The sequence below is a fragment of the Pontibacter korlensis genome (assembly GCF_000973725.1).
GTDB classification, from domain to species: Bacteria; Bacteroidota; Bacteroidia; order Cytophagales; family Hymenobacteraceae; genus Pontibacter; species Pontibacter korlensis.
In genome coordinates, this window is record NZ_CP009621.1 from 45,544 (window position 1) to 71,494 (window position 25,951).

The window sequence follows — 25,951 nt, forward strand, 5'->3', positions numbered from 1 at the left end:
CGACCATAGCCTGCTAAGCATTTTTTTGCTAAATTATCGCTTTATTTATAAAATAAGCATAGGCTATTGCTTCTGCCTCGTTGCAACTTGCCTGCTTTTATACTTTAGATACCTATATGCCTTATTCCGTTAACCGGCAACCTGACGATAACCTAGTACAATCGGCCTCTGCCCTGTTGCAGGTATTGGTGCAGTTAGCAAAGCCATCGCATGGCGTTGTTGTGGCCCTGCCTACTGGTTTGGTACTTGCTGCTAATGCTCAGACCAGTAACTACACACCTTCCAGCTCCGATTTTAATGCCTCACGCAACCTGCGTAGCTTATTAGGTATTTCACATGAGCGCTTTACCGAAATGATGGAGGAGCTGCGGCATGAGCGCAAGCTAACAGGCTTTGTGGAGGATAACAATGAGGCCACCTGCAGCTCCTATACTTACAGCTGCCGCATGGTGCACTTCCAGGGAGACACATTTGTGTGTATGGAGCTGGCTAATGTTGGGCAGGCCACTGCGCTGTTACCTTACGACGGTGACAGCTACCACGATGTGTTTGAGGATAACTCTGAGCCGATGTTCCTCCTGGACTGCGATGGTAACTTTATAGACATCAACCGTGCAGCACTTGACCTGGTAAAGCAAAGCAAGGACCTGCTCACAGGCAAATCTATCTTCCGTGCCTTTAAGCTGAACCTGTTTGAGCGGGTGGCCCTAAAGCGGCAATTACAGCAGGCGTTTCAGGATGGACGCCAGAAGTTTGAGTGGTGGCTGCATGAAGATGAGCATAACTTACTTCCTGTTGAAATCACACTACAAAAGGGGAGATTCAAGACAGAGGATATTCTGTATGGCTCTGTTAAGAACCTGAACGAGCTGATTGAAACAGAACAGGAAGTACGGTTCCGAAATCACCAGCTCGAGTTCGTCAACCAGCTTATCACCAACCTTACCTCTTCTGATAGCCAACACGAAGTATTGCATAACACGCTGGATGAGCTGTTGGCTAAGAGCGACGTGAATGGCGGTTGCGTCTACACGTTTAATCCTTTCGATAACAAGGCCAAACTTTCCTACTCAGCCGGTGAGGTAGGCGAGCCTGTTCTGCCTGATGAGCTAGAGCTGGATGAAGAACAGCTTGAGCAACTAAAAACAGCAAACAAGCGAAGAGCTGTGGTGGTGTTGCAGGATCAGCTGCAAAGGACGCTGCATCGCTCGCTCACTATCGTGCCAATTACCACCAGTAACAAAGTACTGGCCCTAATACTTATCTGGCCCAATAGCGAGCCACGCATGACACAGTCGTTCGTTTCGCTACTGGACTTTATTGGTACTGCCATTGGCAACTATATAGATCGCCACAGGCTGCAGCAGCAGTTAATTCAGAACGAAGACAAGTATAAACTGCTGTTCGAGTCTTCTTATGATGCTATCCTTCTTTTTAAAGACGGAGTAGTGGTAGACTGCAACGACAAGGCCATTGAGTTTTTCCGTTGCACCCGCGAGGACCTGATCGGCAAATCGCCCAGGCATTACTCCCCTGAATTTCAGCCAGACGGTGAAAGTTCCGTACAGAAAACAGAACGCATCATGCGCCAGGTGCTGGAGACAGGGCGTACTGTAACTTTTGAGTGGAAGAACCTGCGCAAAGATGGCACCCCGTTCGATTCTGAGATAACCGTTAACCGACTCATACTTGACGGAGAGGCTTATATACAGGCCTTCAAGCGTGATGTTACCCAGCGAAAAACCGCTCAGCTCACAAAGCGGCGCGAAGAGGTGTTGCGTGAGTCGATGAACCAGTTCCGTAGCTTCCTGGACAAAGTAAACCTGGTGTACTACAGCCTTGATACAGACGGTAATATAGCCTTTGCCAATGATTACTTTTTGAAGTATGTGGAGTACACGGCCGAGGAGCTGATTGGCAAGAACTTTTACGAGACGCTGGTACCAAAGCCGGAGCGCGCCCAGCGCCTGCAGGAATTCAAGAAGTCCCTGGAGACGAAGCAACTCAGTTCTTACTATGAGCGCGATGTCATTACCAAGTCCGGTCAGCTGAAGACTATCCGCTGGAACTGCATGTTCGAGTACAACACTGAGGGGCAGTTAACCGGTGTCACCAGCGTTGGCAAGGACATGACCGACAAGCGTGTTGCCATGGAGGCGCTGAAGGACAACAAGATACGCCTGCAGGACCTTTTTGATAATGCGCACGACCTTATCCAGAATATATCGGTAGACAACAAGTTTATCTTTGTTAATAAAGCCTGGAAAGATCGACTTGGTTACACTGATCACGATATTGAGTCACTGACACTCAACGATATTGTGCACCCTTACTACAAGGCAAAGCTGATTTACCAGTTGCGCAACCTGTACAAGGGCGAGAATGTGAACAAGATCGAAACGGTGTTCCTGACAAAAGCAGGCAAGCCGGTGCACCTGATCGGAAGTATAACCTGCAGCTGGCAGGATGATCGTCCGGTAGCTACACGCGCTATCCTGCACGATATCACTGACCGTATCAAGGCAGAGCGCTTACAGAAAGTATATTATAGTATCGCCAACCTGGCCATCAGCAGCAAGGACCTAAACTCCCTGTACTCGGCCATACACCGGGAACTGAGCAAGATCATCGAGACACGCAATATCTATATTGCCCTCTGCGACAACGATCATAAGTTCCTGAACTTTGTATACCTGGTAGATCAGTTTGTAGATAAGTCTTCCAAAGCGCAGATAAAGCGCCCGTTCTCTGTCGGGCTGTCGGAATATATCATCGAGACCGGCAAGCCACTGTACATGCAGAAGCAGGAGCTTCTGGAGCTGGCGAGCCGCGAGAAATTCAGCATCTTTGGAGCGGTACCAGAGGTGATACTTTGCTCTCCGCTGGCTATTGGCGAGCGTATCATCGGTGTCATCACCCTGCAGGATTACCAGAACCCTGAAGCCTATGTCAGCACCGATATAGAGATTCTGCACTTTATCTCTAACCAGGTGGCACTTGCCATTGAGCGTAAGCGCAACGAGGAGCAGATAAATACGCAGAATGCAAGGCTTAACGCTATCTTTGAGTCTGGTTCGCACCACATGTGGTCGCTAAACCGAGATTATGAGCTCACTTCGTTTAACCGCAATTTTGCACAGGCATTCGAGGAACGCAATGGCCAGGCACTGGAGCCATACACTCACCTCAACGATGGGTCTATGGTACATGAGAACAGCTATGCTTTCTGGGAAGATAAGTATAAGCAGGCTTTTGCCGGTCAGCCACAGCACTTCGAGATTGAGTTAAACGACTCGCAGACCTGGCGCGAAGTATACCTTAACCCAATTTACCTGGAGGATGGTACTTTTGAAGAGGTGTCTGGCATCGCGCTCGATATCACAGATAAAAAGAAATCGCAGTTGGCGCTGGCAGAGAACGAAGAGAAGTTCCGCAGCATCTTTGAGTCTTTCCAGGACGTGTACTACCGGGTTAACATGGAAGGCATTGTCACTATCATCAGCCCTTCCATCAAGCAGCTGCTTGGCTATGAGGAACACGAGGTACTGGGAGGCCCCGCCGGAATATTCTATACAGATCCGGAAAGCCAGAGAGAAATACGCCAACTGGTAGTGGAAGAGCAAAGTGTGCGGGATATCGAGGTGGAGATGGTCTGCAAAGATGGCACGCGTAAAACAGTTGTACTCGATGCCAGGCTTGTATACAATGAGCAAGGCCAGGCTGTAGCGATAGAAGGTGTGGGCCGCGATGTATCAGAACTCAAGCGTACCCAGATTGCCCTATTGCGAGCCAAGGAAGAGGCTGAAAACCTGCTGAAGGTAAAAACACAGTTCCTGGCTAACATGAGCCACGAGTTGCGTACTCCCATGAACGGCATCATAGGTATGATTGACCTGATGAGCCAGATCAATACCGATCCGGAGCAGAGCGAGTATATTGACACACTCCGCAAATCGTCTGATGCCTTGCTGGCCATCCTGAATGACATCTTGGATTTGAGCAAGATTCAGGCTGGCAAGCTGGTGATTCATGAGAGCGGAGTGGACCTGCACGAAACGCTGGATAAGATTCACTCGCTGTTTGCAAACCGGGCACAGCAAAAAGACCTCAGGTTTACCTATACTATTCAGCCAAATGTGCCGCGCCACATAGTTACCGATGAGACAAGGCTACTGCAGGTACTGTCTAACCTTACATCCAACGCCATCAAGTTTACCAATGCCGGCGATGTTAGTATCAATGTTAGTGCAGAGCAGCTCGATAAGCAGCATTATAAACTGCATGTGCGGGTAAAGGACTCGGGTATAGGTATCTCGCCAGAAGACCAGCAATTGCTGTTTACAGACTTTACGCAGTTGGATAACTCCTCTACCAAAACCTTTGGTGGAACAGGCCTGGGCCTAGCTATTTCAAAGCAGCTAACCCAGCTGTTGGGTGGCGATATCGGGGTTGACTCAGCTATAGGAGATGGCAGCGTGTTCTGGTTCAACATTACAGTACGTGTTGCCAGCACCGCAGAAGTAGAGGAGCAACAGCTTCGCCAGCAGCAACAGCACCAGGAGGTAGAGACGCTCAAGTATACGCCCTACGTTCTGCTTGTAGACGACAACCAGATCAACCAGAAGGTTGCCCAGAAACAGCTGGAGCGTCTGGGTTGTATCACCGACATTGCATCCAATGGCTTTGAGGCTATAGAGTTTGCTACCAGCAACAAGTACGATATCATCTTTATGGATATCCAGATGCCGGAAATGGATGGTGTTACAGCAACCGGCCATATAAAAGAAAAACTTGGTGCAGACTGCCCACCGGTTATTGCCATGACGGCTTATTCTATGAAAGAAGATGCCGCCAGGTTTATGAGCCAGGGCATGGACGATTATGTTTCCAAGCCGGTAAAGAGTACCGACCTGCACGCTGTCATCAGCAAGTGGGAAAGTAACAGTTGGACAGCAACTGAAGTACCCGAGGATGCCACTTCTGATGCAAGCGATGATACTCCTATTATTGATATCGAGGTAGTCGAGCAGCTAAAGCAGATAGGCGGAGAGGATTTTACCAAGCAATTATATACCGAGTTTGAGGAAGAAGCCGCTGGATTGATCGAAGAGGCCAAAAAAGAACTGGATGTACAACATTACAAAGGTATTTTAAGTACATTGCATCAACTTAAAGGTACGGGTTTCACGCTAGGCATTAATCCCCTTGCAGAACTGGCCAAACAGTTAGAGCACGATATTAAACACGACAATCTGGAGCATGTTAGCCAAAACTTCTCCAAATTGCAGACGCAGTACGACAACTATAAAAAAACTTACAAGGACATTATATTCAGTTAGAAAATGGCAGAAAGCAAGACTATTTTGATCGCTGAGGATAGCTCTGTGATCCTGAACCTAACGAAGAAGATCCTGGAACTGCAGAACTACAAGATCCTGACAGCCAAGAACGGCGGCGAGGTGATCAAGCAGGTAGAGGGTAACAAGATCGACGCTATCTTGATGGACCTGAACATCCCGGTGAAAAACGGTATGGACTGCACCAAAGAAATTCGCGCTAGCAAAGACCCTGAGATCGCTAACATCCCGATTATTGCTGTAACTGGCAACGCCAACAACTACAGCATGGAAGATTTCAAGGCTGTTGGCATTAACGACTATCTGCCTAAGCCTCTGGATTTTGATATGTTGGTAGAAACAGTTAAGAAGTATACCGTAAAGTAAAAATGCAGCTTAAGTACACGCGGCCATTTTTAAACAAGTTGGAGGATATTTTTGCAGAGTCGGATTTTGTGCTGCGCTATGAGAAAGGCAATTTTAAAGCCGGCTACTGTGTGCTAAAGGACATGAAGGTGGCTGTAGTAAACAAGTACTATAGTCTTGAAGGAAAGATTAACTGCCTTTACGATATTCTTCGCACCATTTCTGTAGATGAAAGCCGCCTGAGCGATAAAACCAGACAGCTTTATCTGGAAATTCGAAACGAAGAGAACGCCAATTGAAGATAACATTACTAGGCACAGGCACCTCGCAAGGCGTACCAGTTATTGGGTGCACTTGCGAGGTTTGCCGTTCTGTAGACTATCGTGATCGGCGCCTGCGCGTGTCGGTGCACCTTCAGGTCGATGGCAAGAGTATCATCATCGACTCTGGCCCCGACTTCCGGCAGCAGGTACTGCGTGAGCGAATCAAAACGCTCGACGCCCTGGTGTTTACGCACGAGCATAAAGATCACACCGCTGGCCTTGATGATATCCGCGCGTATAACTTCACCCAGCATAAAGACATGCCCCTGTACGGCGAAGAGCGTGTGCTGGAGCAGCTAAAGCGCGAGTTCTCCTACATCTTCTCCGACTACAAGTACCCTGGTATTCCGCAAGTGAAGTTGCACCCTATTACAGATGAGCCTTTCAAGGTGGAGGGTGTGCCGTTTATTCCTATCCGGGTGATGCATTATAAGCTACCTGTACTAGGCTACCGCATCGGCGACTTTACCTACATCACAGACGCCAACTTTATTTCAGAACCAGAGAAAGAAAAAGTACGTGGCTCTAAGGTAATCGTCCTAGATGCCCTTCGCCACGAACCGCATATTTCTCACTTCTCGCTAAAAGAGGCTGTTGCCTTGTTAGAGGAGCTGCAGCCAGAGCAGGCATACCTTACCCACATCAGCCACTTGATGGGGCTGCACCGCGAGGTAGAACTTCAACTGCCTGACTTCATCAGGCTCGGCTACGATGGCCTTCAGATAGAAGTATAGCTTTTGAGATAAAAGGCTACCTAACAAAGGACATATGCTCTTTGTTGGTTCGCCATAGAACGTTTATCAAGTAGAGCATCCTTTGTATTTTTTTACTCCACAACCATGCATCTCAACTTTTACTTTTTACGGCAACTCTCTCAAGCGCTACGCCCCAAACTGGTGGGAATGCAGGCTGTTACTGCTTTTAGCCAGAACAAGGACGAGCTGGTACTTGGCTTTGCCCGTGAGGCAGAGCAACTATACATCAGGGCGCAGTTAAGCTCACAGTTTACTTCTCTATCCTTCCCTGCCGAGTTTAGGAGGGCGCGTGCCAACAGCGTAGAGCTGATGCAGGACATGCAGGGGCAAACTGTTGAAGATATGGTGCAGCATCAGAACGAACGCAGCTTTTACCTGAAGCTTTCAGGTGGTTACCTCCTGCTCTTCAAACTGTTCGGTAACCGCTCCAATATCATTTTGTATCAGGGCCAGGAGGCTGTAGAGCTATTCCAAAATAAGTTTGGCGCCGATGCCGAGTTGAACCCACGGCAGATGGACCGCCCCTTGCAGCAGAACTATGCTGCTTTCGAGGCTGCACAAGGTAATCTGCGTAAGGTGTATCCTACATTCGGTGAGATTCCTGTTTTATACTTAGAGGAGCTTGGCTATAGCCAAGCTAGCCTAGAGCAGAAATGGGAGCTGGTACAAGATATGCTAGATGTGCTGGAGGCACCCAAGGCATACTACATCATCCGCCTGCAGGGTAGGTTACGGCTGTCGCTATTGCCTTTGGGCGAAGTGCTTTATACTTATGCTAGCCCCCTAGATGCAGCAGACCAGTATACCCGCCTATACTTATCTGAGACAGGTTTTGAGCGACAGTATGAACAGGCCAAACAACAGCTGGAGCGTAAGAGGCAGGTAACACAAACTGTTATGGAGCAGAGTGGGCAAAAGCTGCAGGAGCTTCGCCACGACCGTTCCTACTCCCAAACGGCAGATGTGATTATGGCCAACCTCACCAATATTCCGCCCCGCGCAACAGAGGTTAAACTTTATGATTTCTATACCGACCAAACCCGCTCCTATAAGCTAAAGCAAAACGAAACGCCACAGAAGTTTGCTGAGCGGCTCTATCGTAAGGCTAAAAACCAGCATGTGGAGGTAAAGCAACTGGAGGAGAAGGTGGAGCGCAAGCTGGAGGAGCTTATCGTACTGGAGGATGCGTTACAGGCACTGGCTGAGGCGGAGAATTATAAACAGTTAAAGGCTTTCCTGCGAGCGTACAATCATCTACTTGGCACCAAACAGCAAGAGCAGCAGCAGATTCCGTTCAGGGTGTTCGAGAGCGAAGGCTTTAAAATACTGGTGGGTAAAAGTGCGCAGAATAACGACCAACTTACGCAGCGCCATACTTACAAAGAAGACCTTTGGCTACACGCTAAAGATGTGTCCGGCTCTCACGTGATCATCAAACACCAGGCAGGTAAAACTATACCTAATACAGTTTTGGAGAAAGCAGCACAACTGGCTGCCTATTATAGCAAGCGTAAAACCGACTCACTGTGCCCTGTTATTTACACCCCTAAAAAGTGGGTGCGTAAACCCAAAGGCTCTCCTCCTGGCTCTGTGGTGGTTGAACGTGAGAAGGTGTTGCTGGTAAAGCCGGAGAATCCTTTTGCTAAAGTATAGGTTTTTTAGATTTGTTGTTTTTAGGACAAGCTTCCCCAGACTTGTATTCTACCTAACAATACCGCGTTTGTAACTCGATTGGCTCAGAGATTGCTGTTTCGGACATGCATGTCTAGAACCTCTCTGCTGCGGGTCTCCAGATCCGTAAAAGCTTTACTTTATACTTAGGCTATACTTTCACCACCGCAGCTTTTCACAACCTGGGCCAAGCTATTCTTACTAGCGTCTGTTCATCCACGGCTTCACAACTTGCCCGTTCCACCTCTTGCTTTAGTGCGCTCAAGCCCGCCAGGGCTCGTCCTTGGGTTAGGTTCGATAGCCCATGCTAACTCCCCCTTTGAAGGCGGGGGTGTTTATCGATCCTGAAAATTCACCTCCTCGGAGCAGTTAGGGGTGGGTTCTTCTGAACAGCTAAAAATACAGCGCTTCTACTTTAGAAGTGGCACTACAGTACCTCTCCCCTTAAACAGGCGATAACGGAAGCTTCATACTTCAAGCACTGTTATGAGGCAAGTGGTAATTAGATCCGGCACTATTCAGTACCGGACTAAATGCACACAGTACCTAAGCACCTAGCTTTCGCAGCGCCAGTAGGCTTAGGGCTATGGAGCCAGCCACATTAACCTTACCGCTCAGGATCATGTTTTCCACTTCTTCCAGCGGCACCTTCAGCACCTCAATATTTTCACTCACATCCAGATCCTGCTCGGCTACCTGATGCACGTTTCGGGCCAGGAAGTAGTAGATTTTGTTGGTGTCCTTTGTTGGGTTGTCTATAACCTCCAGCAGCGGTTCTACTTCATCAGAAGTATAGCCTGTTTCTTCTAACAGTTCGCGCTTAGCAGCTTCCAGTGGTTCTACTTCGTGTTCATCTATCACACCACCAGGCAATTCTATAAAGATACTGCCGGCCGCATGCTTGTACTGGCGCACAAAAATCACCTGGTTATCCTCCGTCACGGGGAATACCAGCGCCACATTCGGTCGAACGCTCACATAGTAGTCATCCATCACCAAGCCATTAGGCAACTCTACCTCATCCCGGCGTAATTTGTACCATTTTTCATCCACCACCATGTCTGACTTTAGTATCTTCCAGGGCTGTGGTGTGTTGTTATGATTAGTTGACATATTTACAGGTTATACTTGATCAGCGTAAAAAAACCATGCCCGGGGCATGGCTAGCGTAAAAATACCATAAACACTTCTACGCTACCTAATCGTGTTTGCCGTTTTGGCCGACCATGTAGGTATTTTTGTTTTCCACTTTTTGCTGCACAGCTTCTGTCCAGTCCTGCCCCGTGGCAGACAGATACTCCGACAGGTTCCACTGCTGGTCCTTCTTGAGCTGCTCGTCTACTTCCAGAATGTACAGCTCGTGCCCCGGACGATCTTTTACTCTAAAGCCGCAGGAGCGCATCATAGCCTCGATGGCAGCATGGTTAGGTGCCCACCAGTTGGTAATATCGCCAGCCATGCGCTTTTCGATAAAGGCCATTTTAGGCCAGCTGTCGTCCAGCATGCGTTTGCGATCGTTGATGCCAAAATCCTCCGGTGTGTCAGCAGCCTCATTGCCGGGCATGGTAAGGGTCTGGAAGACCATCTGGCGGCGACATTTCTGCGATAGGATATCCAAAGACAGCAGCGGGTAGCGCAGGTGGTAGAGCACGCCCATGTACCAGATCAGGTCGAACTGACGGTCGAGGCGGGCCACATCGTAAACCTGCATCTGCTTGAGCTCAATCTTATCCTCCAGCCCGAACTGCTTTGCCGCCCATGCTGCTTGTCGCAGGTAATGTGGGTCCACATCTATACCGAGTACATTGGCTCCTCTTCTGGCCAGCTCTATACTATAGAAACCAGCGTTACAGCCAATATCCAGCACCTCCCAACCCGACAGGTCCTCGGGAATATACGGCTCCAGTTCCAGCCACTTGAACTTGGGAAAATCCCCTAAAAAGTGATTGGGTGCAGTTTGCTCTCCATTTGGCAGGTGGAGGTTATGGAACCAGGGCGCCAGGGCTTCTATCTCCGTCATAGTATAGTATGAATGAGGGTTTGAGTGAGTTTATCGATATATAACAGGGCTTACGCAGGTGCAGCTGCTATTGATACAGTTATACAAAACTGCCGCCCCCGGAAATACACCGGAGGCGGCAGTTAACAAGTTTTGAGCTGTCTTCCTTAATTTTATAAAGCCTGGCTTACGCTGGCCGGGCTGGATGCGAATGGTTTTTGAACCGTCATCAGCTCCTCAGCATAGCTTACCAACTCTTTTGCACGATGCGCAGCCGTATGCCTTGCCATCACTTTCTTGCGGGCGCGTTCCCCTATCAGCTTGCGCTCTGACTTACAGATTTCGCGCATGTATCTCAAAGTGTCCTTAGTGTCGCGGGCGATAAGGATTTCAGTTCCCGGCTGGAAGAAGGTATCCAGGCCTTCCCAGTAATCCGAAATGATAGGTGTGCTGCATGCGGCAGCTTCAAACAGGCGCACGCTTGGCGCATATCCCGCTTTGATCATATCAGCGCGGGTGATGTTCATGGTGAAGCGCTGGCTGTTATAGAAACTACGGTGATCGAGGGGTGGCAGATGGTGAATATGCTGCACGTTTTTAGGCCACTTTATACTTGCAGGATATTGCGGACCAGCCACTACAAATCTTCCGTCCGGCCACTGGCGAGCTGCCTCCAGCATCAGTTTGTCCAACGGTGGCTGGCGGTCATCAGAGTAAGTGCCAAGATAACCCAGGTCCCACTTCGCCTCTACCAACTCTGGGTAATAGAGGGTAGGATCGAAGGAACAGTACAATGGACGTGCTTTAGGCGAGCCATACTTTTGCTCCAGCAGGTCCAGCGTTGGGCCTCCGGTAAAGGACAAGTACAGGTCGTACGTTGGTATTAGGTTAGGGTGTAGGTATTCGTAATCCGCTCGTTCCAGTTTAGCCAGTGTTACCGGAGTATCAATGTCGTAGAAAGCTTTGATGCCTCGGGCAGCTTTCACCACCCACTCCCCTACCTGCACACCCTCAGGCACATAGGAACCAACTATCACCATATCGGCCTCGCGCACCTCTTCTGTAAAGCGGTTTTTAAGGTCTTCCAGTGAGTTATATAGCTCTGTCTGGCAGTATTCAGGATTAGGTAGATCGCGGTTACCAGCGTACCAAGGCACATCGCGTTCTAAAAAGGTAATATAGTGGCCCTGGTTATTAAGCTCTCTTACCAAGCCTCTGAAGGTGGTGGCGTGGCCGTTGCCCCAACTGGAGGTGATGGATAAGCCTAGAATGACGATATTCATGCCAATGCTTCGTTTGTAAATTTTACTTTTGCGTATAGAAGTTTTTCAAGTTGCTCTGCGCGGTGATGGTAAGTGTGCGCAGCCAATACTTTCTTATACGCAGCTTCTCCGATTACTTTTGCCTTTTCTGCAGATAAATTGGCCATTATTTCTGCTACTTGAGCTCCATCCTTGGCAACAAGTATTTCTTTACCCGGCTCAAAGAAGAAATCGATGCCTTCCCAGTAATCTGTAATGATGCAAGCTCCGGCTCCGGCAGCCTCAAAAACACGTGTAGCCGGCGAAAAACCGTAGCGAGCCATACTCTCACGGCTTATGTTAAGCACTGCTTTCGGAGTAGAGTTAAACGCGTTATGATCTTTGGTGTACACGTGCCCCACGTAGTGCACGTTGTCGGTCATCTGCTTATCGCCCCAGCCGCTGCCCCCGATAATGAACTTCTTATTTAGTTCCAGTGCGGCAGGCTTGAGGAAAAACTCATCCACCCGCGCCTCACGGTCTGGCAGGCGGTTGCCCAAGAAGGCTAAATCACAGGCGAAGCGTGGGTCAGGTTCCACGGGAAAGTGGGTGGCAGTATCCAGTGCATTATAGATGGGCACGCACTTTTTAGCTCCAAGCGCTTCATAGGCAGTTACTACAGGGTCTCCGCCGCCATAGGTCAGCACCATATCATACTGCGGGATCAACTGCAGGAACTCATCATCCGGGTTATGGTGTACACGATCCAGGGTAGCCGGGGCATCTACATCCCAAAACACCACCAGGCGTTCTTCGGTCTGAAGCTTGAGCACCTCGCGCTCCAGCAGTTCATCAAACACACCCACGCCGCTGGCTTTTACCACCATGTCAGCACTGGCAGCCGCTTCCAGACATTTATAAGCAGCCTCCTCAGTGGCCTCATATACGACTACTGTTGCCCAATCCGGGTCTTCCATGTCACGGTTTTGCTGGCGGTCGTAGGCATCAGGCTCATAGAACGTAACATGGTGACCACGCTCACTCAGGGCCCGCACAATACCTCTGTAGTAGGTAGCGGCACCATTCCAGTAGGCAGAAACAAGGCTAGAGCCGAAAAAGGCGATGTTTAACTTCTTATTCTTCATTCAGGATTTGCTCTTTTTGGGTGAGATAGATTTTTGACTCGGTTATACCCAACTCCTGGCACACTTTCTCCAGCTCATTTACCCGGTGGGCACAGGTATGGCGGTTGCGAATGGTTTCGAGGCCTCGCGCGGCCACTTCTTTTGCTTTTTCGGGTTGATTGATGATCGTTTGCAGGTGTGCCTTCATTTCCTCGCCGTTGCGGGCCACCAGGAAGTCTTCTCCCGGTGTGAACAAGTTTTCGGCATCATCCCAAGGAGAAGAAATTAGCGGTATGCCACATGCCATAGCCTCAAACGGGCGGATGGTTGGGATACCCGGCAGTGCCTCTACGTAAGGCCTGCGTGGCACATGCACGGTTACTTTATACTTTGCAAACTCCCCCGCGGCTTTATAGTTTGGCAGCCAGCCGCCATACTCGATGCCAGCATCGGCCAGGGCTTTGCGGGCATGTTCCGGGTAGCGGACGCCGTAGATTTTAGCTTTCAGGCCCAGCTCCTTTACCGGATTGATCAGGAACTCATGCAGTTCAGCAGTACGCTCCTCATCTCCCCAGTTTCCAATCCAAACCAGGTCACCTTCAAAATCCTTTCGCTCGTGGGGATAGAAAACAGATGTGTCCGCGGCTTCGTGCCAGGTCCAGGCTTTCCGGGTCCAGCCTTCCTGCAAGTACAAATCACGGATCTTCTGCCCGAACGCCAGCACACCATCATAATGTGTCAGCTCATACTTGGCCATGCTTTCACGCTCTGTTACGGCACGGTGATGCGTATCGTGGAACAGTAGTTTATACTTACCGCCATTGGCACGATGCGCACCAATGCGCTTCACCAGTTCGTGCTCGTTCCACTCATGTACCAGCACAAGGTCAGCATTGGCCAGCACCTCATCCAGGTTTATACTTTTCAAAGTGTAAAAATTAGTGCTGATGCCCGGGTAGTAAGCTTGTAGCTCGTCTAGTTTCTCCTTGCCATAACCTTCTACCAGGTTCTGGAGGCTCCAACCGTTTTCCGGCTCGAATACCTGTACCTGATGTCCCCGCTCCTCAAGCTCACGCACAATGCCACGCAGAAAGTGTGCGTTGCCGTGGTTCCAGTCAGAAAGTATGGAGTGGTAGAAAAGGGTGATGTTCATAGTGTGATCTGTGAGTGGGTTTATGTGTTTAAGGTCTTGGTGCCGTGACTAGGCAGTAACCACTTGCTTTAGCAGCAGACGGTACACGTGGTCATAGTCCTGGCCCATCGGATCAGCCGTATAGCCATGAGAACGTTTGATAGCACGCATGGCCATGATGTTTCGTCCGAACTCGTCGTCTATTAAATGGTTAATGGTGTCGCGCAGGTCATCGGCATCGTTAGGGCTCACGTATTTGGCAGCGTTGCCCCAAATTTCAGCCTGGCTATCTGTTTTACCCACTACCAGCGCACAACCCGACATAGCAGCTTCCAGAATGGTAAGCCCGAAAGGCTCATACTTGGCAGGCAGCGCGTAGATGGAGGCTCTCGACAGCCAGTCAGACACTTCTTTCTCTGTAAGCTGGCCCAGGAAATGTACATTTTCCAGCTCTACTTCCTTGCCTGTAGCAGGGTGTCTGGCATCTCCGGCAATGTATACTGGCCAGGCCAGGTCAGAGGCAATGTGCGCAAGCGTAGAGATGTTTTTAGCTTCATCCCACACACGGCCCATGCTAAACACGAAAGGCTCCTTCTTTCCAAACTGGAAGGTGTGCTGCCCACGGCCATTATATACCACGGAGCTGTTCTGGAACGGCCCGTACAACACTTCTGCCTGATGTAGCATAGCCTGTGTTGGCGCAACTACCATATGGGCATTTTGCAGGCCTCTGGTCACCAGCTCTTTATACTTGTTCCACTCCTGAGGAGCTTCTTCATCCTTCACAGCTCTCCACCAGGACAGCACGCATGAGTGCACTACTACCAGCGTAGGCACACCAAAATCGAGCGCTCCATGAACCAGGCCGTTCAGGTGTACCAGGTCAGGCTGCACTTCTTCTTTTAGTTTCAGTAGCCACTCTCCTGCCTTTTCCACCTCCTCCCATGGGTCGTCCATCCACTCGAGCTTATAGCTGCTCTCATGGAGGGTCAGGTTGTCGATGTCTTCTACCTGCCGACGCTGCTCCTCTGTTAAAGGGGCCCCCATAGTAGCCAAGGCTACATGTGTTTTAAACGGCGCCAGTGCCCTGATCAGCTCCAGTGCGTACGTCCAGACACCGCCAACGGTATCTGCTGTCATCAATATCTTTGAAGGATGATGTGCTTCCATATTCTTATCTACCGTAAATTTTGTCTAATACCTCTGCTACTTTTACATACTCTTCGGCTTCTTCGTTAAAGCCTTCACCCTTGGCTACGCGCGCTGCCCATGCTACCCCGGCACGGCCCATCCACTCATCCGGTGGGGAACACAACTGCTCGGTTTTGGTACCATAGTAGCGCTCTGCTACAAAATCATAGAAAGAACCGTTTACGTTCTTGAAGGCTACACCTCCATTTGTACCGTAGAAGGTGGCGCTAATAATGGCTTCCTGGCCAGCAGGCAGGTTCCAGGAGCAGCTTAGCTGCATGTGCGTGCTACCTTCCAGCTCAATGTTAGCAGCAGCATAGTCCTCTACTTTTCCTTGGCAGATATCTATGGGCTTTCCTTTGGCAAACAGCTGGCTGTGCACTTGCTTAACTTTCGGAAAATTCATGCTCCAAAGCGCCAGGTCCACCAGGTGTACTCCCAGGTCAATCACGCAGCCACCGCCGGACAGCTTTGGCTCATAGAACCACGCCTTATCAGGGCCATAAGCATTATGAAATACCAACTCGATAGCGTAAACCTGTCCCAGCTCACCGCTCTGCACTACTTTGTAAACCTCTTGCATTGCCTTGGTGAAACGGTACGACAGGTCTACTCCCAGCAGCTTGTTATTGCTGCGGGCTGCGGCTACCACACGTCTTGTCTCTTCCACATTTCGGCCGAGCGGCTTTTGGCAGAACACAGACTTACCTGCTTCCAGGGCCAGGGTACTTTGCTCTGCGTGGAAGGCACTTGGGGTGGCAATTACAATACCGTCGAGTTCAGGCTTGCGCAGCATAGCCTCCAGGGAGGATACCTGTTTTGCTTCCGGGGCACTTTTCAGGGCCTCGGAAGCATTTTGAGCAGCTGTGTCGGATATATAGGCTACTTCTCCGGCCTTATGTTTCGCGATGACCTCCATTCTGTTGCGGCCAATCCAACCAACACCCAAAAAGCCAAATTTTGGTTTGGCTCCGGAGGTCTTAGAAGAAGAAGATGCTGAAAGGGCTTCCGCCTGATCAAGTATAGTTTCCTGCATGTTTTAGTAGGTTATAAGGGCTTTAACAAATCCGTCGGGGCGGTTTGTGAGATTCTCGAATGCTTTGTCTATATTATTTAAAGTATACGTGTGCGTGTACAGCCTGTCGGGGTCAATTTTACCTTCCTCTACGGCAGACACGGCGGCTTTTATACCGTTAATGTACTCTTTAGGATCGCGTTCGTGGGCATTGATAACGTCTAAACCTCGCCAGTTCCAAAGTTGGATATTTACCTGACGCATGCCATCCTGATGGAAACCGGCGATAATCAGCCTGCCGCGTTCAGCGGTGAGTTCACCTGCCAGGTTGAGCGGCCACTCCTTTCCGGTGCACTCTATTACGCGTTCGCAGAAGGTTCCGTTTGTCAGTCCTTTAACTTTTTCTATAATTTTATAGTGATCATCCATTTTGATTACCTCGTCCGCGCCACACTCTTTTGCAACATTTAAAGAGAACTCTCTCTGTGACACGGCGATAACCCGGGCACCGGCATTTTTAGCCAGCTGCACCAGCAGCGCACCAAGGAAACCAATACCCAGTATAGCCACTGTCTGCCCCTGTCTAATATCGCTGCGCCCAAAGATGTTCATGGCACAGCCTAGCGGTTCACCCGGGAAAGGCTTGCTAACCAAAGACTCCGGCAGCTTCACCACCTTGTCGGCGTCAGCCAGGTCGTACTCTGCATAAGCGTTGTAAGAAAGGGCGGCTACACGGTCGCCAGGCTTCACGGTGGTTACCCCCTCGCCTACGGCATCAATCCTCCCCCATCCTTCATGGCCCGGGTTACCAGCCGCTATAGGATAGCTGAACCACTCGCGTCCTTCCCAAACAGGAATGTTGGAGGCACAAAGGCCGCAGCCCTCCAGCCGGATACGCACCTGCCCGGCTTTTGGCTCGGGCAGGGCAGTTTCCTCTATTTTTACACTTTTGGGTGCCGCAACAACGGCGGCTTTCATGGTGGTGGCCCGGGTGTTGGCCACAACCTTCTGGTCAGTTGTAAGCGTGTCTTGCATGAATTAAGCTACTGCTACTTTTTTGACAGGTTCTTCATCTTTTTCTAAAATCGAGCTAAGGATCATCGGCACTTTGTAGCCACGGTTCTCACATAGCCACTGGTAAAGCTTGGCTACCCCTTCCTGCACGTTATGCTTCGGATACCATCCGGTAGCTTCCTGGAACTTGCGGGTATCAGACACATAATAATGCTGGTCACCTGGGCGCCAGTCACCGAACTTGAGCGGAATTTCATCGCCACGGTACTTGCCAATGGTTTTGAGCAGCTCCAGCAGGCTCACAGTGTTAGCCGGGCCACCACCAATGTTGAAAGCTTGTCCGCTGATGGTTGCCATGTTCTCCTGTGCCAGCAGGAAAGCATCCACCAGGTCCTCTACAAAGAGGATGTCACGCACCTGCTTGCCATCCCCATAGATGTTTACAGGTTGCCCTTCAATGGCTTTGATGGCAAAGTGTGCCACCCATCCCTGGTCTTCGTTTCCGTACTGGTGTGGGCCGTAGATGCAGCTCATGCGGAACACTGCCATCGGCAGGTTGTAAGTGCGGGCATAGTCTATCACGTACTGATCGGCGGCACCCTTAGAGCAACCGTATGGACTGTGGAAGTCCAGGTGGCGCTGCTCTGAGATACCGTACTTCTTGATGTTGGCATCAGCCGGATAATAGCGCGACCCGTTGGAGATGAATTTCATGTCCTCCAGGCCACCATATACCTTATTGGTAGAGGTGAACACCAGCGGCGGCGGGTTATCCTGCCCGCGTATGGCCTCCAGCACGTTGATAATGCCCCGGGCATTGATCTCAAAGTCATTAATCGGAAGATCCAGGGAAGTAGTAACGGCTACCTGTGCAGCAAAGTGAAACACCTGCTCGGCGCGCTTCATTACCTGGCGCACGGCCTGCATGTCACGAATGTCGCCCACGTATACTTCCAGCCTGTCTCCGTAAGTTTCGTGCAGCCACTGCAGGTTTCTTTCAACGCCGTCGCGGCTCAGGCTATCAAACACCATTACACGCTTGCCCTGCTCCAGCAGGCGCTTTGCCAGGTTGGTGCCTACAAAGCCAGCACCTCCTGTTATCAGCGTGTAAGGCTCTGTATCATCATCCACAGTACGCTTCACGTAGTTTAGCGCATCCAGCTTTTCGATGCCGTGTTTTGCCCACAGCCTGTAGAGCAACTTACTGGTGCCATCGGCACGCTTCAGGCCAAAATAGTATTCGCGGTCATCTAAATGGAAGCCTGCTACTGTTGGCAAGCTTGCATCCAGGTCCTTCACAGCATACCAGTACACACGCGTCGCGTCTGCCTTTAATACCTTCTTGAACTCCTGTAACTGCTTATACTCATCGTGCTGCCAGGTAGAGAATCCAGCTTCGGTAATCCACAGCTCTGCTTTGCAGTTGTTACGGTCCATCACCTGGCGCACGGCCTGTATGTTGTCCTGCCAGCCATCCCACATCTGGTCGAAAACATAGGGGAAGCCGTGTATACCCACAGCATCAATATACTGCATTACGCCACGGTCAAACATGGTCTGCAGCCAGTTCGGATCAATGGGACTCATACCTCCTAGCAGCGTCTTTTTGCCCAGCTGTTTACACCAGTAAGCAGCACCGCCTATCATTTCGGCAAACTTATGCCAGCCGTAGTCATGGGTAAAGTCATACTCGACCATGTTGTTTGGCTCGTTCCACAACTCTACCCACTCAAAATGCTCCCCATGCTTAGCAATAAACACATCCAGGAAATCGGCATAAGCTTTCTTGTCTTTAGGAGGAGAAGAGGTACGAGGTCTTTCGCCTATACTTGGCGGGGTATACAAGAAGCATGGAAGTATATGTACCTCCTTAGCCACAGTTGGTATAAGCCAGTCGTACCAGTCTTTGCCCCCTGGAGTATAGTAGTCGGCCCAGGAAACTCCGGTACGCAGCTCTGTTACGCCCAGCTCCTTTAAGCTGGCCAGCGTTTCTTTAACATGCTCATACTCGCCGGGTCTGAACCATTCCACCAGTCCCACCAAGGGGATCTCAGGCTTACTGTTCATCATTTTATCATCTATTTTCATATCAGTACAATCCTTATTTGATTACATGAACGGCTTTCTAAACCGTTAACCCTCGGGCAGCCAGCTCGGCACTTGCCTCGTTTACGCGGTCGTAGGCAATCTGTCCCTCCAACCAATTAGCCAGCTCTTGCAGACCGGCATTAAACTCTACCTGCGGATAGAAGCCCAGTACTTCCTGCGCCAAAGAGATGTCGGCGTAACAGTGGCGGATATCCCCAACTCTGTACTTGCCTGTAATCTCTGGCACCAGCTCTGTTTTGCCCATTACAGTAGCCAGTCGCTGGCCAATCTCACGGATGGTATAGTTGTTACCGCTGCCTACGTTAAATACTCTACCCCTTGCCTCTTCTTTCTCCATGGCCAGACGACATGCCAAAGCCACATCGCGCACATGCACGAAGTCGCGCTGCTGATACCCGTCTTCGAAAATCATAGGAGAATTGTTGTTTAGCAGGCGGGATGCAAAGATGGCCAGCACACCTGTGTAGGGGTTGGATAGCGCCTGCCGCGTACCGTACACATTAAAGAAGCGCATCGCCACAGTAGGAATGTTATAGGCACGGCCCACCATCAGGCAAAGTCGCTCCTGGTCATACTTACTAAGCGCGTACACAGATGAGAGCGACGGTGCTTTGGACTCTGATGTAGGCACCGGCTCCAGCTTTTCGCCCTTATCGTTGTAAAGCTCCCAGTCAGCAGCTTTCAGCTGCTCCAGCGGACGCTCCTGCACTGTGGTGAGTTCACCGGCGGGATTCTTATACATCCCCTCGCCGTAGATACTCATGCTGCTGGCTACTACCAGTTTCTTCACCGGCTTTTTGATAAGTGCCTCCAGTAGAACCGTGGTACCTATGTTATTTACATCTGTATACTCTTTCAGTTCATACATGCTCTGCCCTACGCCAACCATGGCAGCAAAGTGGAACACGTAATCCACCCCCTCCAGCGCGCGCGCCACATCCTCCGGGTTACGCACATCACCTACCATCAATTCCACATCTTCGTGCAGGTACTCAGGTCTTGTGCAGTCTTTACCATGTACCTGCTCACTTAGGTTATCCAACGCTCTTACGGTATAGCCATGCTGCAGAAGCTCATCAGCCAGGTGTGATCCTATAAATCCGGCTCCTCCGGTTATCAATACTCTGTTTTCCATAGTTCAGTATTTCCTGTTCTGTTGTTTAGTGTGTATTATATTAAGAGTAGGGTGTTCGTCTGTCTAGCTCCTTTACCGGCAAGTGCTAAAACACCTGCGCCGAGGGCCTTAAGGTGATGTGGTTAATGGACACTTCGGGCGGTTGCTGCAAGGCATACAGTACAGCGTTGGCCACCTGGCTGGCAGTAAGGGCACCATAGCCTATACTTTCAGCGGTCTGGTATCCGGAAATGGTATTATCAAAAAAGGCCGTGTCAGTTACTCCCGGCGCTACAACACTTACGCGTATTGCTGGCAGCACCTCCTGTCGCAGCGTTTCGGCAATTACCTGCAGGGCCGTTTTTGTGGCAGCGTACACCCCACCATAAGGATATGCCTGCCCCGCCGACACTGACGATACCAGCACCACATCGCCATGGCCTGCCTCCAGCATGCCCGGCACAAAAGCCCTGATCATACGCAGGGTGCCCATCAGGTTTGTGTTGATGACATGCTGCCACTTTTCCGGGTCTCCCTCCGTCAGCTTCTCGTGTATGCCTTGCCCGGCACAGCAAACCATCACATCAGGTGTGCCTAGGTGCTGCTGCACATGGGCAAAAAGCCGGTCGATGGCTGCGGCATCGGTTACATCACAAGTAAAAGGGTGGGTGTTGGAGGGTGAGTCTGTTGGCAGGTGCAGGTCAGCAATGGCGGTGGTCACCTGGGCTGCAGATAGTTGTTCCACAACGGCCTTGCCAATGCCAGAGCCTCCACCACTTACTACCGCCTTTCTGCCTTTCAGGTATTGCATGCTGTACGCTTGCTACTTTTTCGGATATATATTTGTTATTTAATACTAGTTTCGTAGTACAACGCAGCAGCAGCGATGAGGGTTGTAGATGCTTGAAATCTTATATATAAAAATGGCCTAATTAATGTATAGAAGGCCTATCTGAAACCCCGCTTCAGCAGTATTTAGTGTATTGAAATGTTGTACCGAACTCGCACAGGCCATAACCATTTGCAGGTAAACTAACCTTAGACAAAACTTATATGCACAGCCTCCCGAATCACATCCAGTTACAAGACAAGCGTGTACTGCTACGCCCCTACCAGCCTTCTGATCTGGAAAGTTTACCTGCCCTTGTGTTTGATGAGGATATCTGGCGCTTTATGCCGAACCGCATCAGCAACCAGCAGGAACTACAGGCATGGGCACAGACAGTGGAGCAGGGGTTTGCCCATGGTACCCGCTATACTTTTATGATTGTAGACAGAGCCACCGGACGACTAGCAGGCAGCACGAGCTACGGCAACATTTCCTTGCCAGACAGGCGGCTGGAGATTGGCTGGACCTGGTTGAGCAGGGGCTACCGGGGCACTGGATTAAACCGCCACTGCAAGTTCCTGCTACTGAGCTATGCCTTTGAGCAGCTTAAGATGGAGCGCGTGGAGTTAAAGACTGATGTGCTTAACCTGCGTTCGCGCCGGGCTATGCAGAAAATAGGAGCAACAGAAGAGGGAGTACTGCGCAGCCATACCCAGATGCATGACGGCCGCCGCCGCGATACCATTTATTATAGCATACTGCTCCCGGAGTGGCAAGCAATAAAGCAACGCGTATTTAACAACCTCGCTGCTCAGGATGCTTAAAGTATAACTCCAGCGGGTTTTGGCGTATACTTCCTGTAAACCAACCACCTCTGTACTTGACACCTGATGCCACTGCCAAACGGATTTTTCTCATCCGCCATGCCCGCCCCCTGCTGCCGCACGAGGGTTTATTCGATGTGGAGGCTGCACGAAGCTATATATCCGCCTACGACACAGCCCAGGTAGAGGAGTTTGTGCTGCAGCATGAAACACTGCCTTATCAGCACGTAACCAAAGTATACTGCAGCACCCTCGTACGCTCCCAGTTAACTGCACGCGCCATCTTTGGTGAGGAGGTGGAGCTGCTCATCGATCATACATTCCGCGAATTCGAAAGGCGCATCTTTACACTCCCGCTGATGCGCCTGCCCATAAAAGTATGGCTCCTGAGCGCCCGCCTGCTTTGGTTCCTGGGCTTTAACAGCCGCGACATTGAAACCTTTCGCCAGGCCCGCGCCCGCGCCAGGCAAGCTGCTGAAAAGTTAGCGCAGGATGCCCTTCAGCATAACACGACTGTGCTGGTAGGCCATGGACTACTTAACAGCTTTATCCGCCGGGAGTTGAAGCGCATGGGCTGGAAAGCTAGTATAAAAGGAGGCAATGATTTCTTATCTGTGCATATGTTAAGCCACATATAAGCAAATTTAAACATATATATGTGCAACAACACATTTTCAGAATAGTATAATAATCAAACATTTAGCCCATTCTCCACTTGCCTTCTTATAGAAGCTGCAGTAGTAGCTGATACACAACCAAGCAGTAGTAGCGTCTACTGTTTGCATCAGTTTATTTACTGGCAGCTCGAGCGCTGAAGGCACCACGGCATCACCCGCCTATCCTGCTACTTTACCGGCACCTTATTTCCTGCTTCCAAAGCACTTTACATTCTATTTTACAAATAACCTATCTGTTTATGAAGAAACATATACTATTGAGTTTACTGCTGCTCTTCACCCTGCTACCGAGTGTATGGGCCCAAACTCAAACCGTTTCCGGAAGAGTAACAGCAGCTTCCGACGGTTCCGCATTGCCAGGTGTTACGGTACTGGAGAAAGGCACTACAAATGGTGTGACAACGGGTGGCAACGGCGAATACAGCCTGAATGTACAGCCAAATGCCACGCTTGTTTTCCGCTTTGTAGGAATGACCTCTCAGGAGGTACCTGTTCAGGGTAGATCTACTGTAGACCTACAGCTTCGTGCTGACCAGCAACAACTGGAAGAAGTTGTGGTGGTGGGGTATGGTACGCAGCTAAAACAGGAGCTGACAGGTAACATCTCCAGAATATCTGGCGAAGACATTCAGAACATTCCATCACCCTCTCTGGAAACAGCGCTGCAAGGTAGAGCTGCCGGGGTTTATATCAATCAAGGCAGCGGTAAGTTAGGCCAGGGTATTAACATACGTGTGCGTGGCGCAGCTTCTGTATCAGCAAACAACCAGCCACTTTATGTGGTAGATGGTATACCCGTTACCTCCTCTGACCTTGGCACCAGCAACGCCGAACCTCTGAACCCAATTGCTGATATCAACCCCAACGATATTGCTTCTATAGAGATTCTGAAAGATGCTTCTGCTGCAGCAATCTATGGTTCCAGGGCATCAAATGGCGTGGTGATCATTACAACCAAGCGCGGCCAGGCCGGTAAAACAAACATCAACTTTAACTACTACACCGGCTTTAGCCGCCCTACTAAAATCAGGGAGTTCCTGAATGCGGCTGAGTATGTTGAGCTGTTTACAGAGGCCATCGAAAACGTAGGAGGTAACCCTGAAACTGTTTTTGCCAGAAACGGCCTGGATATCAACTCTCCTTATGACCAGAATTGGGGAGAGGAGCCATTCAGAACAGGTAGTGTGTCTCAGTATGAGATTTCGCTTAGCGGAGGCAATGAAAAAACGCGCTTATATATTAATGGCAATTACAACACCACAGATGGTATACTGGTCGGTAATGAGTTTGACAGAGCCTCTGGTCGCTTTAACATAGACCATAGTATTGGTGATAGGGTTAGGATTGGCACCAACATCTCGCTTATCCGCACACTGAACCAGCGTGTTTCTGACGACAATGCCTTTTCTAACGTGATTCAACTAAACGCGCTGCCCCCTATACAACCAAAGATAGACCCAGAAACAGGTGATTTGAATAGAAGAACACTGTATTACAACAACCTGATAGACCAGCGGGATGGCTTCAATGATGCGCTCACCTACCGCACTATTAGCACAGGCTTTTTGGAATTCGACCTACTTGAAAACCTCAGGTTCAGAACCGAGCATGGCGTAGACTTTCTCAACCTGCAGGAAGAGCTCTACCTGGGCAGACAAACTCAGGATGGTGGTCCTTCAGGCTACGGTTATAATTCGCAGCTCACTTCTATCAACTACAATACAAACAACACACTAACCTACAACGCGCTTTTTGCAGATATCCATAAACTAGAGTTGTTAGGCGGGTTTAGCTACCAACGCGCTAACACAAGCACCGCCTCAGTAGAAGCCCGTGGTTTCCCAAGTGACCGGTTCAAGAAAATTGCCAGCGCCGCCCGCATTACAAGCGGCTCTTCTTCCGAAACAGGCTATGTGTTTGTATCATATTATACTAGAGCCAACTATGTGTTAAACGGAAGATACCTGTTTAGCGGAAGTGTGCGTGTGGATGGCTCCTCCAGGTTTGGTTCGGGCAATCGCTTTGGTGCCTTCCCGGCTGCATCGGCAGGTTGGATCCTGACAGAGGAACCCTTTTTTGGCGAATCGAATATTCTAAGCTTTTTGAAGTTGCGAACAAGCTATGGCCTGACAGGAAACGCAGAGATAGACAATTTTGCGCCACTAGGCTTATATAGTGCTGCTGCCTACGAAGAATTGGCAGGCTTGGTACCAACAAGCTTACCCAGTGAGGACCTGCGTTGGGAAAAAACAAAGCAATTGGATATAGGTATCGACTATGGTCTGTTTAATGACAGAATCACCGGTGAAATAGATTACTATATCAAGAACACGGAAGATCTGTTGTTAAACCTCCCCATTCCAGGCTACAACGGTTATACGATCATCACTAAAAACATCGGCAAGCTGGAAAACAAAGGCTTTGAGTTTGTAGTGAATACGCAAAACTTAGTCGGCACCTTCCAATGGAACACGAACTTTAACATTGCCTTCAATAAGAACAAGGTTACTGACTTAGGTGGCAACACAATCTTTGGCAACTCCAGGGGCCTTGGCCAGATTCGTGAGGGTGAGCCGATGGGCGTTTTCTGGGGTCCTAAGTACGCTGGCGTAGACCCACAGACAGGCGATGCCCTGTATTATATTGAGGCAGGCAGCGATGAAACCACCAGCAACTACAGCCTTGCAGAGGATCAGCGCGTGGGAAACCCTAACCCTGAGTTTACCGGTGGCCTTACCAATAACTTCTCCTTTAAAGGTTTTGACCTAAGCGTACTGATGCAGTTTGTGTCAGGCAATGACATTTATAACATGGCGGGCTTCTTCCAGTCGGTAAACGCAGACTACTTTGATAACCAGACAAAGGACCAGCTAAACAGATGGCAACAGCCCGGTGATGTAACAGATGTACCACAGGCAAGATACCTGGCAGGAAACGGGGCCGGCCGTTCTTCGCGATGGGTACAGGATGGTTCTTTCCTGCGCCTCAACAACGTGAACCTCGGCTACCGGATTCCAGCCAACTTAGTAAACAGATGGCACCTACAGTCGGCCAGAATCTATGTGCAGGCAACTAACCTGGCCACTTTTACAGACTACGACGGTTACGATCCGGAAGTGAACACCACCTACTTCGGACGCAGTAACGTGAACCTGGGCCACGACTTTTACACTCCGCCGCTGGCCAAAACATTTACTGTAGGCGTGAACATTGGTCTGTAACCTAAACCCC

At 50.0% G+C, this 25,951-nt stretch carries 19 protein-coding genes; 8 read left to right on the forward strand and 11 right to left on the reverse strand.

From position 1 onward, the window contains the following. Positions 1 to 116 precede the first annotated feature (116 nt). The 5 genes from PKOR_RS00205 to PKOR_RS00225 all read left to right on the forward strand — a co-directional run bounded on the left by PKOR_RS00205 (position 117) and on the right by PKOR_RS00225 (position 8,433). Positions 117 to 5,339 (forward strand): PAS domain S-box protein, encoded by a 5,223-nt coding sequence (locus PKOR_RS00205; RefSeq protein ID WP_052738634.1) that lies wholly within the window; start codon positions 117 to 119, stop codon positions 5,337 to 5,339. Positions 5,340 to 5,342: 3 nt separating this feature from the next. Next, positions 5,343 to 5,723, forward strand: coding sequence for a response regulator (locus PKOR_RS00210; protein ID WP_046308564.1), 381 nt, complete (start codon positions 5,343 to 5,345; stop codon positions 5,721 to 5,723). A 2-nt stretch (positions 5,724 to 5,725) separates the two neighbouring features. Then, positions 5,726 to 6,001, forward strand: a complete 276-nt coding sequence (locus tag PKOR_RS00215; RefSeq protein WP_046308565.1) for a hypothetical protein — start codon at positions 5,726 to 5,728, stop codon at positions 5,999 to 6,001. Further along, on the forward strand, positions 5,998 to 6,759 hold the full coding sequence (locus tag PKOR_RS00220) for an MBL fold metallo-hydrolase (RefSeq protein WP_046308566.1): 762 nt from the start codon (positions 5,998 to 6,000) through the stop codon (positions 6,757 to 6,759). Before PKOR_RS00215 ends, PKOR_RS00220 begins: the two co-directional genes overlap by 4 nt. Before the next feature lie 105 nt (positions 6,760 to 6,864). Next, complete coding sequence (locus PKOR_RS00225) at positions 6,865 to 8,433, forward strand: NFACT RNA binding domain-containing protein (RefSeq protein WP_046308567.1); 1,569 nt, start codon at positions 6,865 to 6,867, stop codon at positions 8,431 to 8,433. A 564-nt stretch (positions 8,434 to 8,997) separates the two neighbouring features. Here the strand turns inward: PKOR_RS00225 and PKOR_RS00230 are convergent. The 11 genes from PKOR_RS00230 to PKOR_RS00280 all read right to left on the reverse strand — a co-directional run bounded on the left by PKOR_RS00230 (position 8,998) and on the right by PKOR_RS00280 (position 21,201). Continuing rightward, entirely contained in the window at positions 8,998 to 9,564 is a 567-nt protein-coding gene (locus PKOR_RS00230; RefSeq protein ID WP_046308568.1) for an NUDIX hydrolase, read from the reverse strand. Positions 9,565 to 9,649: 85 nt separating this feature from the next. Further along, entirely contained in the window at positions 9,650 to 10,471 is an 822-nt protein-coding gene (locus PKOR_RS00235) for a TIGR04290 family methyltransferase (RefSeq protein ID WP_046308569.1), read from the reverse strand. Between the two features lie 152 nt (positions 10,472 to 10,623). Further along, a complete protein-coding gene (locus PKOR_RS00240) occupies positions 10,624 to 11,733 on the reverse strand; it encodes a CgeB family protein (protein WP_046308570.1) in 1,110 nt (369 codons plus the stop codon). Beyond that, positions 11,730 to 12,836 carry a CgeB family protein gene (locus PKOR_RS00245; protein ID WP_046308571.1) on the reverse strand — a complete coding sequence of 369 codons (1,107 nt, stop codon included), beginning with the start codon at positions 12,834 to 12,836 and terminating at the stop codon, positions 11,730 to 11,732. Before PKOR_RS00245 ends, PKOR_RS00240 begins: the two co-directional genes overlap by 4 nt. After that, positions 12,826 to 13,968, reverse strand: a complete 1,143-nt coding sequence (locus PKOR_RS00250; RefSeq protein WP_046308572.1) for a CgeB family protein — start codon at positions 13,966 to 13,968, stop codon at positions 12,826 to 12,828. The genes PKOR_RS00245 and PKOR_RS00250 overlap by 11 nt, the downstream gene beginning before the upstream one ends. Positions 13,969 to 14,016: 48 nt before the next feature. Then, positions 14,017 to 15,087 (reverse strand): glycosyltransferase, encoded by a 1,071-nt coding sequence (locus PKOR_RS00255; RefSeq protein ID WP_052738635.1) that lies wholly within the window; start codon positions 15,085 to 15,087, stop codon positions 14,017 to 14,019. A 34-nt stretch (positions 15,088 to 15,121) separates the two neighbouring features. After that, positions 15,122 to 16,174, reverse strand: coding sequence for a Gfo/Idh/MocA family protein (locus PKOR_RS00260; RefSeq protein WP_084694664.1), 1,053 nt, complete (start codon positions 16,172 to 16,174; stop codon positions 15,122 to 15,124). A 3-nt stretch (positions 16,175 to 16,177) separates the two neighbouring features. Beyond that, entirely contained in the window at positions 16,178 to 17,188 is a 1,011-nt protein-coding gene (locus PKOR_RS00265; protein ID WP_071843090.1) for an MDR/zinc-dependent alcohol dehydrogenase-like family protein, read from the reverse strand. 3 nt (positions 17,189 to 17,191) lie between these two features. Next, the gene (locus tag PKOR_RS00270; RefSeq protein ID WP_046308574.1) at positions 17,192 to 19,255 is read right to left on the reverse strand and encodes an SDR family NAD(P)-dependent oxidoreductase; all 2,064 of its coding nucleotides are present in this window, start codon (positions 19,253 to 19,255) and stop codon (positions 17,192 to 17,194) included. A gap of 37 nt (positions 19,256 to 19,292) precedes the next feature. Beyond that, positions 19,293 to 20,411: an NAD-dependent epimerase/dehydratase family protein gene (locus PKOR_RS00275; protein WP_046308575.1), complete on the reverse strand. Its 1,119-nt coding sequence runs from the start codon at positions 20,409 to 20,411 to the stop codon at positions 19,293 to 19,295. An 85-nt stretch (positions 20,412 to 20,496) separates the two neighbouring features. Beyond that, positions 20,497 to 21,201, reverse strand: coding sequence for an SDR family oxidoreductase (locus PKOR_RS00280; protein WP_046308576.1), 705 nt, complete (start codon positions 21,199 to 21,201; stop codon positions 20,497 to 20,499). A 242-nt stretch (positions 21,202 to 21,443) separates the two neighbouring features. On the opposite strand from PKOR_RS00280, the gene PKOR_RS00285 reads away from it, so the two are divergent. The 3 genes from PKOR_RS00285 (at position 21,444) to PKOR_RS00295 (ending at position 25,941) form a co-directional block, all read left to right on the forward strand. Beyond that, entirely contained in the window at positions 21,444 to 22,043 is a 600-nt protein-coding gene (locus PKOR_RS00285; protein ID WP_046308577.1) for a GNAT family N-acetyltransferase, read from the forward strand. Positions 22,044 to 22,099: 56 nt separating this feature from the next. Beyond that, the gene (locus tag PKOR_RS00290) at positions 22,100 to 22,681 is read left to right on the forward strand and encodes a histidine phosphatase family protein (RefSeq protein WP_235337032.1); all 582 of its coding nucleotides are present in this window, start codon (positions 22,100 to 22,102) and stop codon (positions 22,679 to 22,681) included. A gap of 278 nt (positions 22,682 to 22,959) precedes the next feature. Further along, the gene (locus tag PKOR_RS00295) at positions 22,960 to 25,941 is read left to right on the forward strand and encodes a SusC/RagA family TonB-linked outer membrane protein (RefSeq protein ID WP_046308579.1); all 2,982 of its coding nucleotides are present in this window, start codon (positions 22,960 to 22,962) and stop codon (positions 25,939 to 25,941) included. Positions 25,942 to 25,951 lie beyond the last annotated feature (10 nt).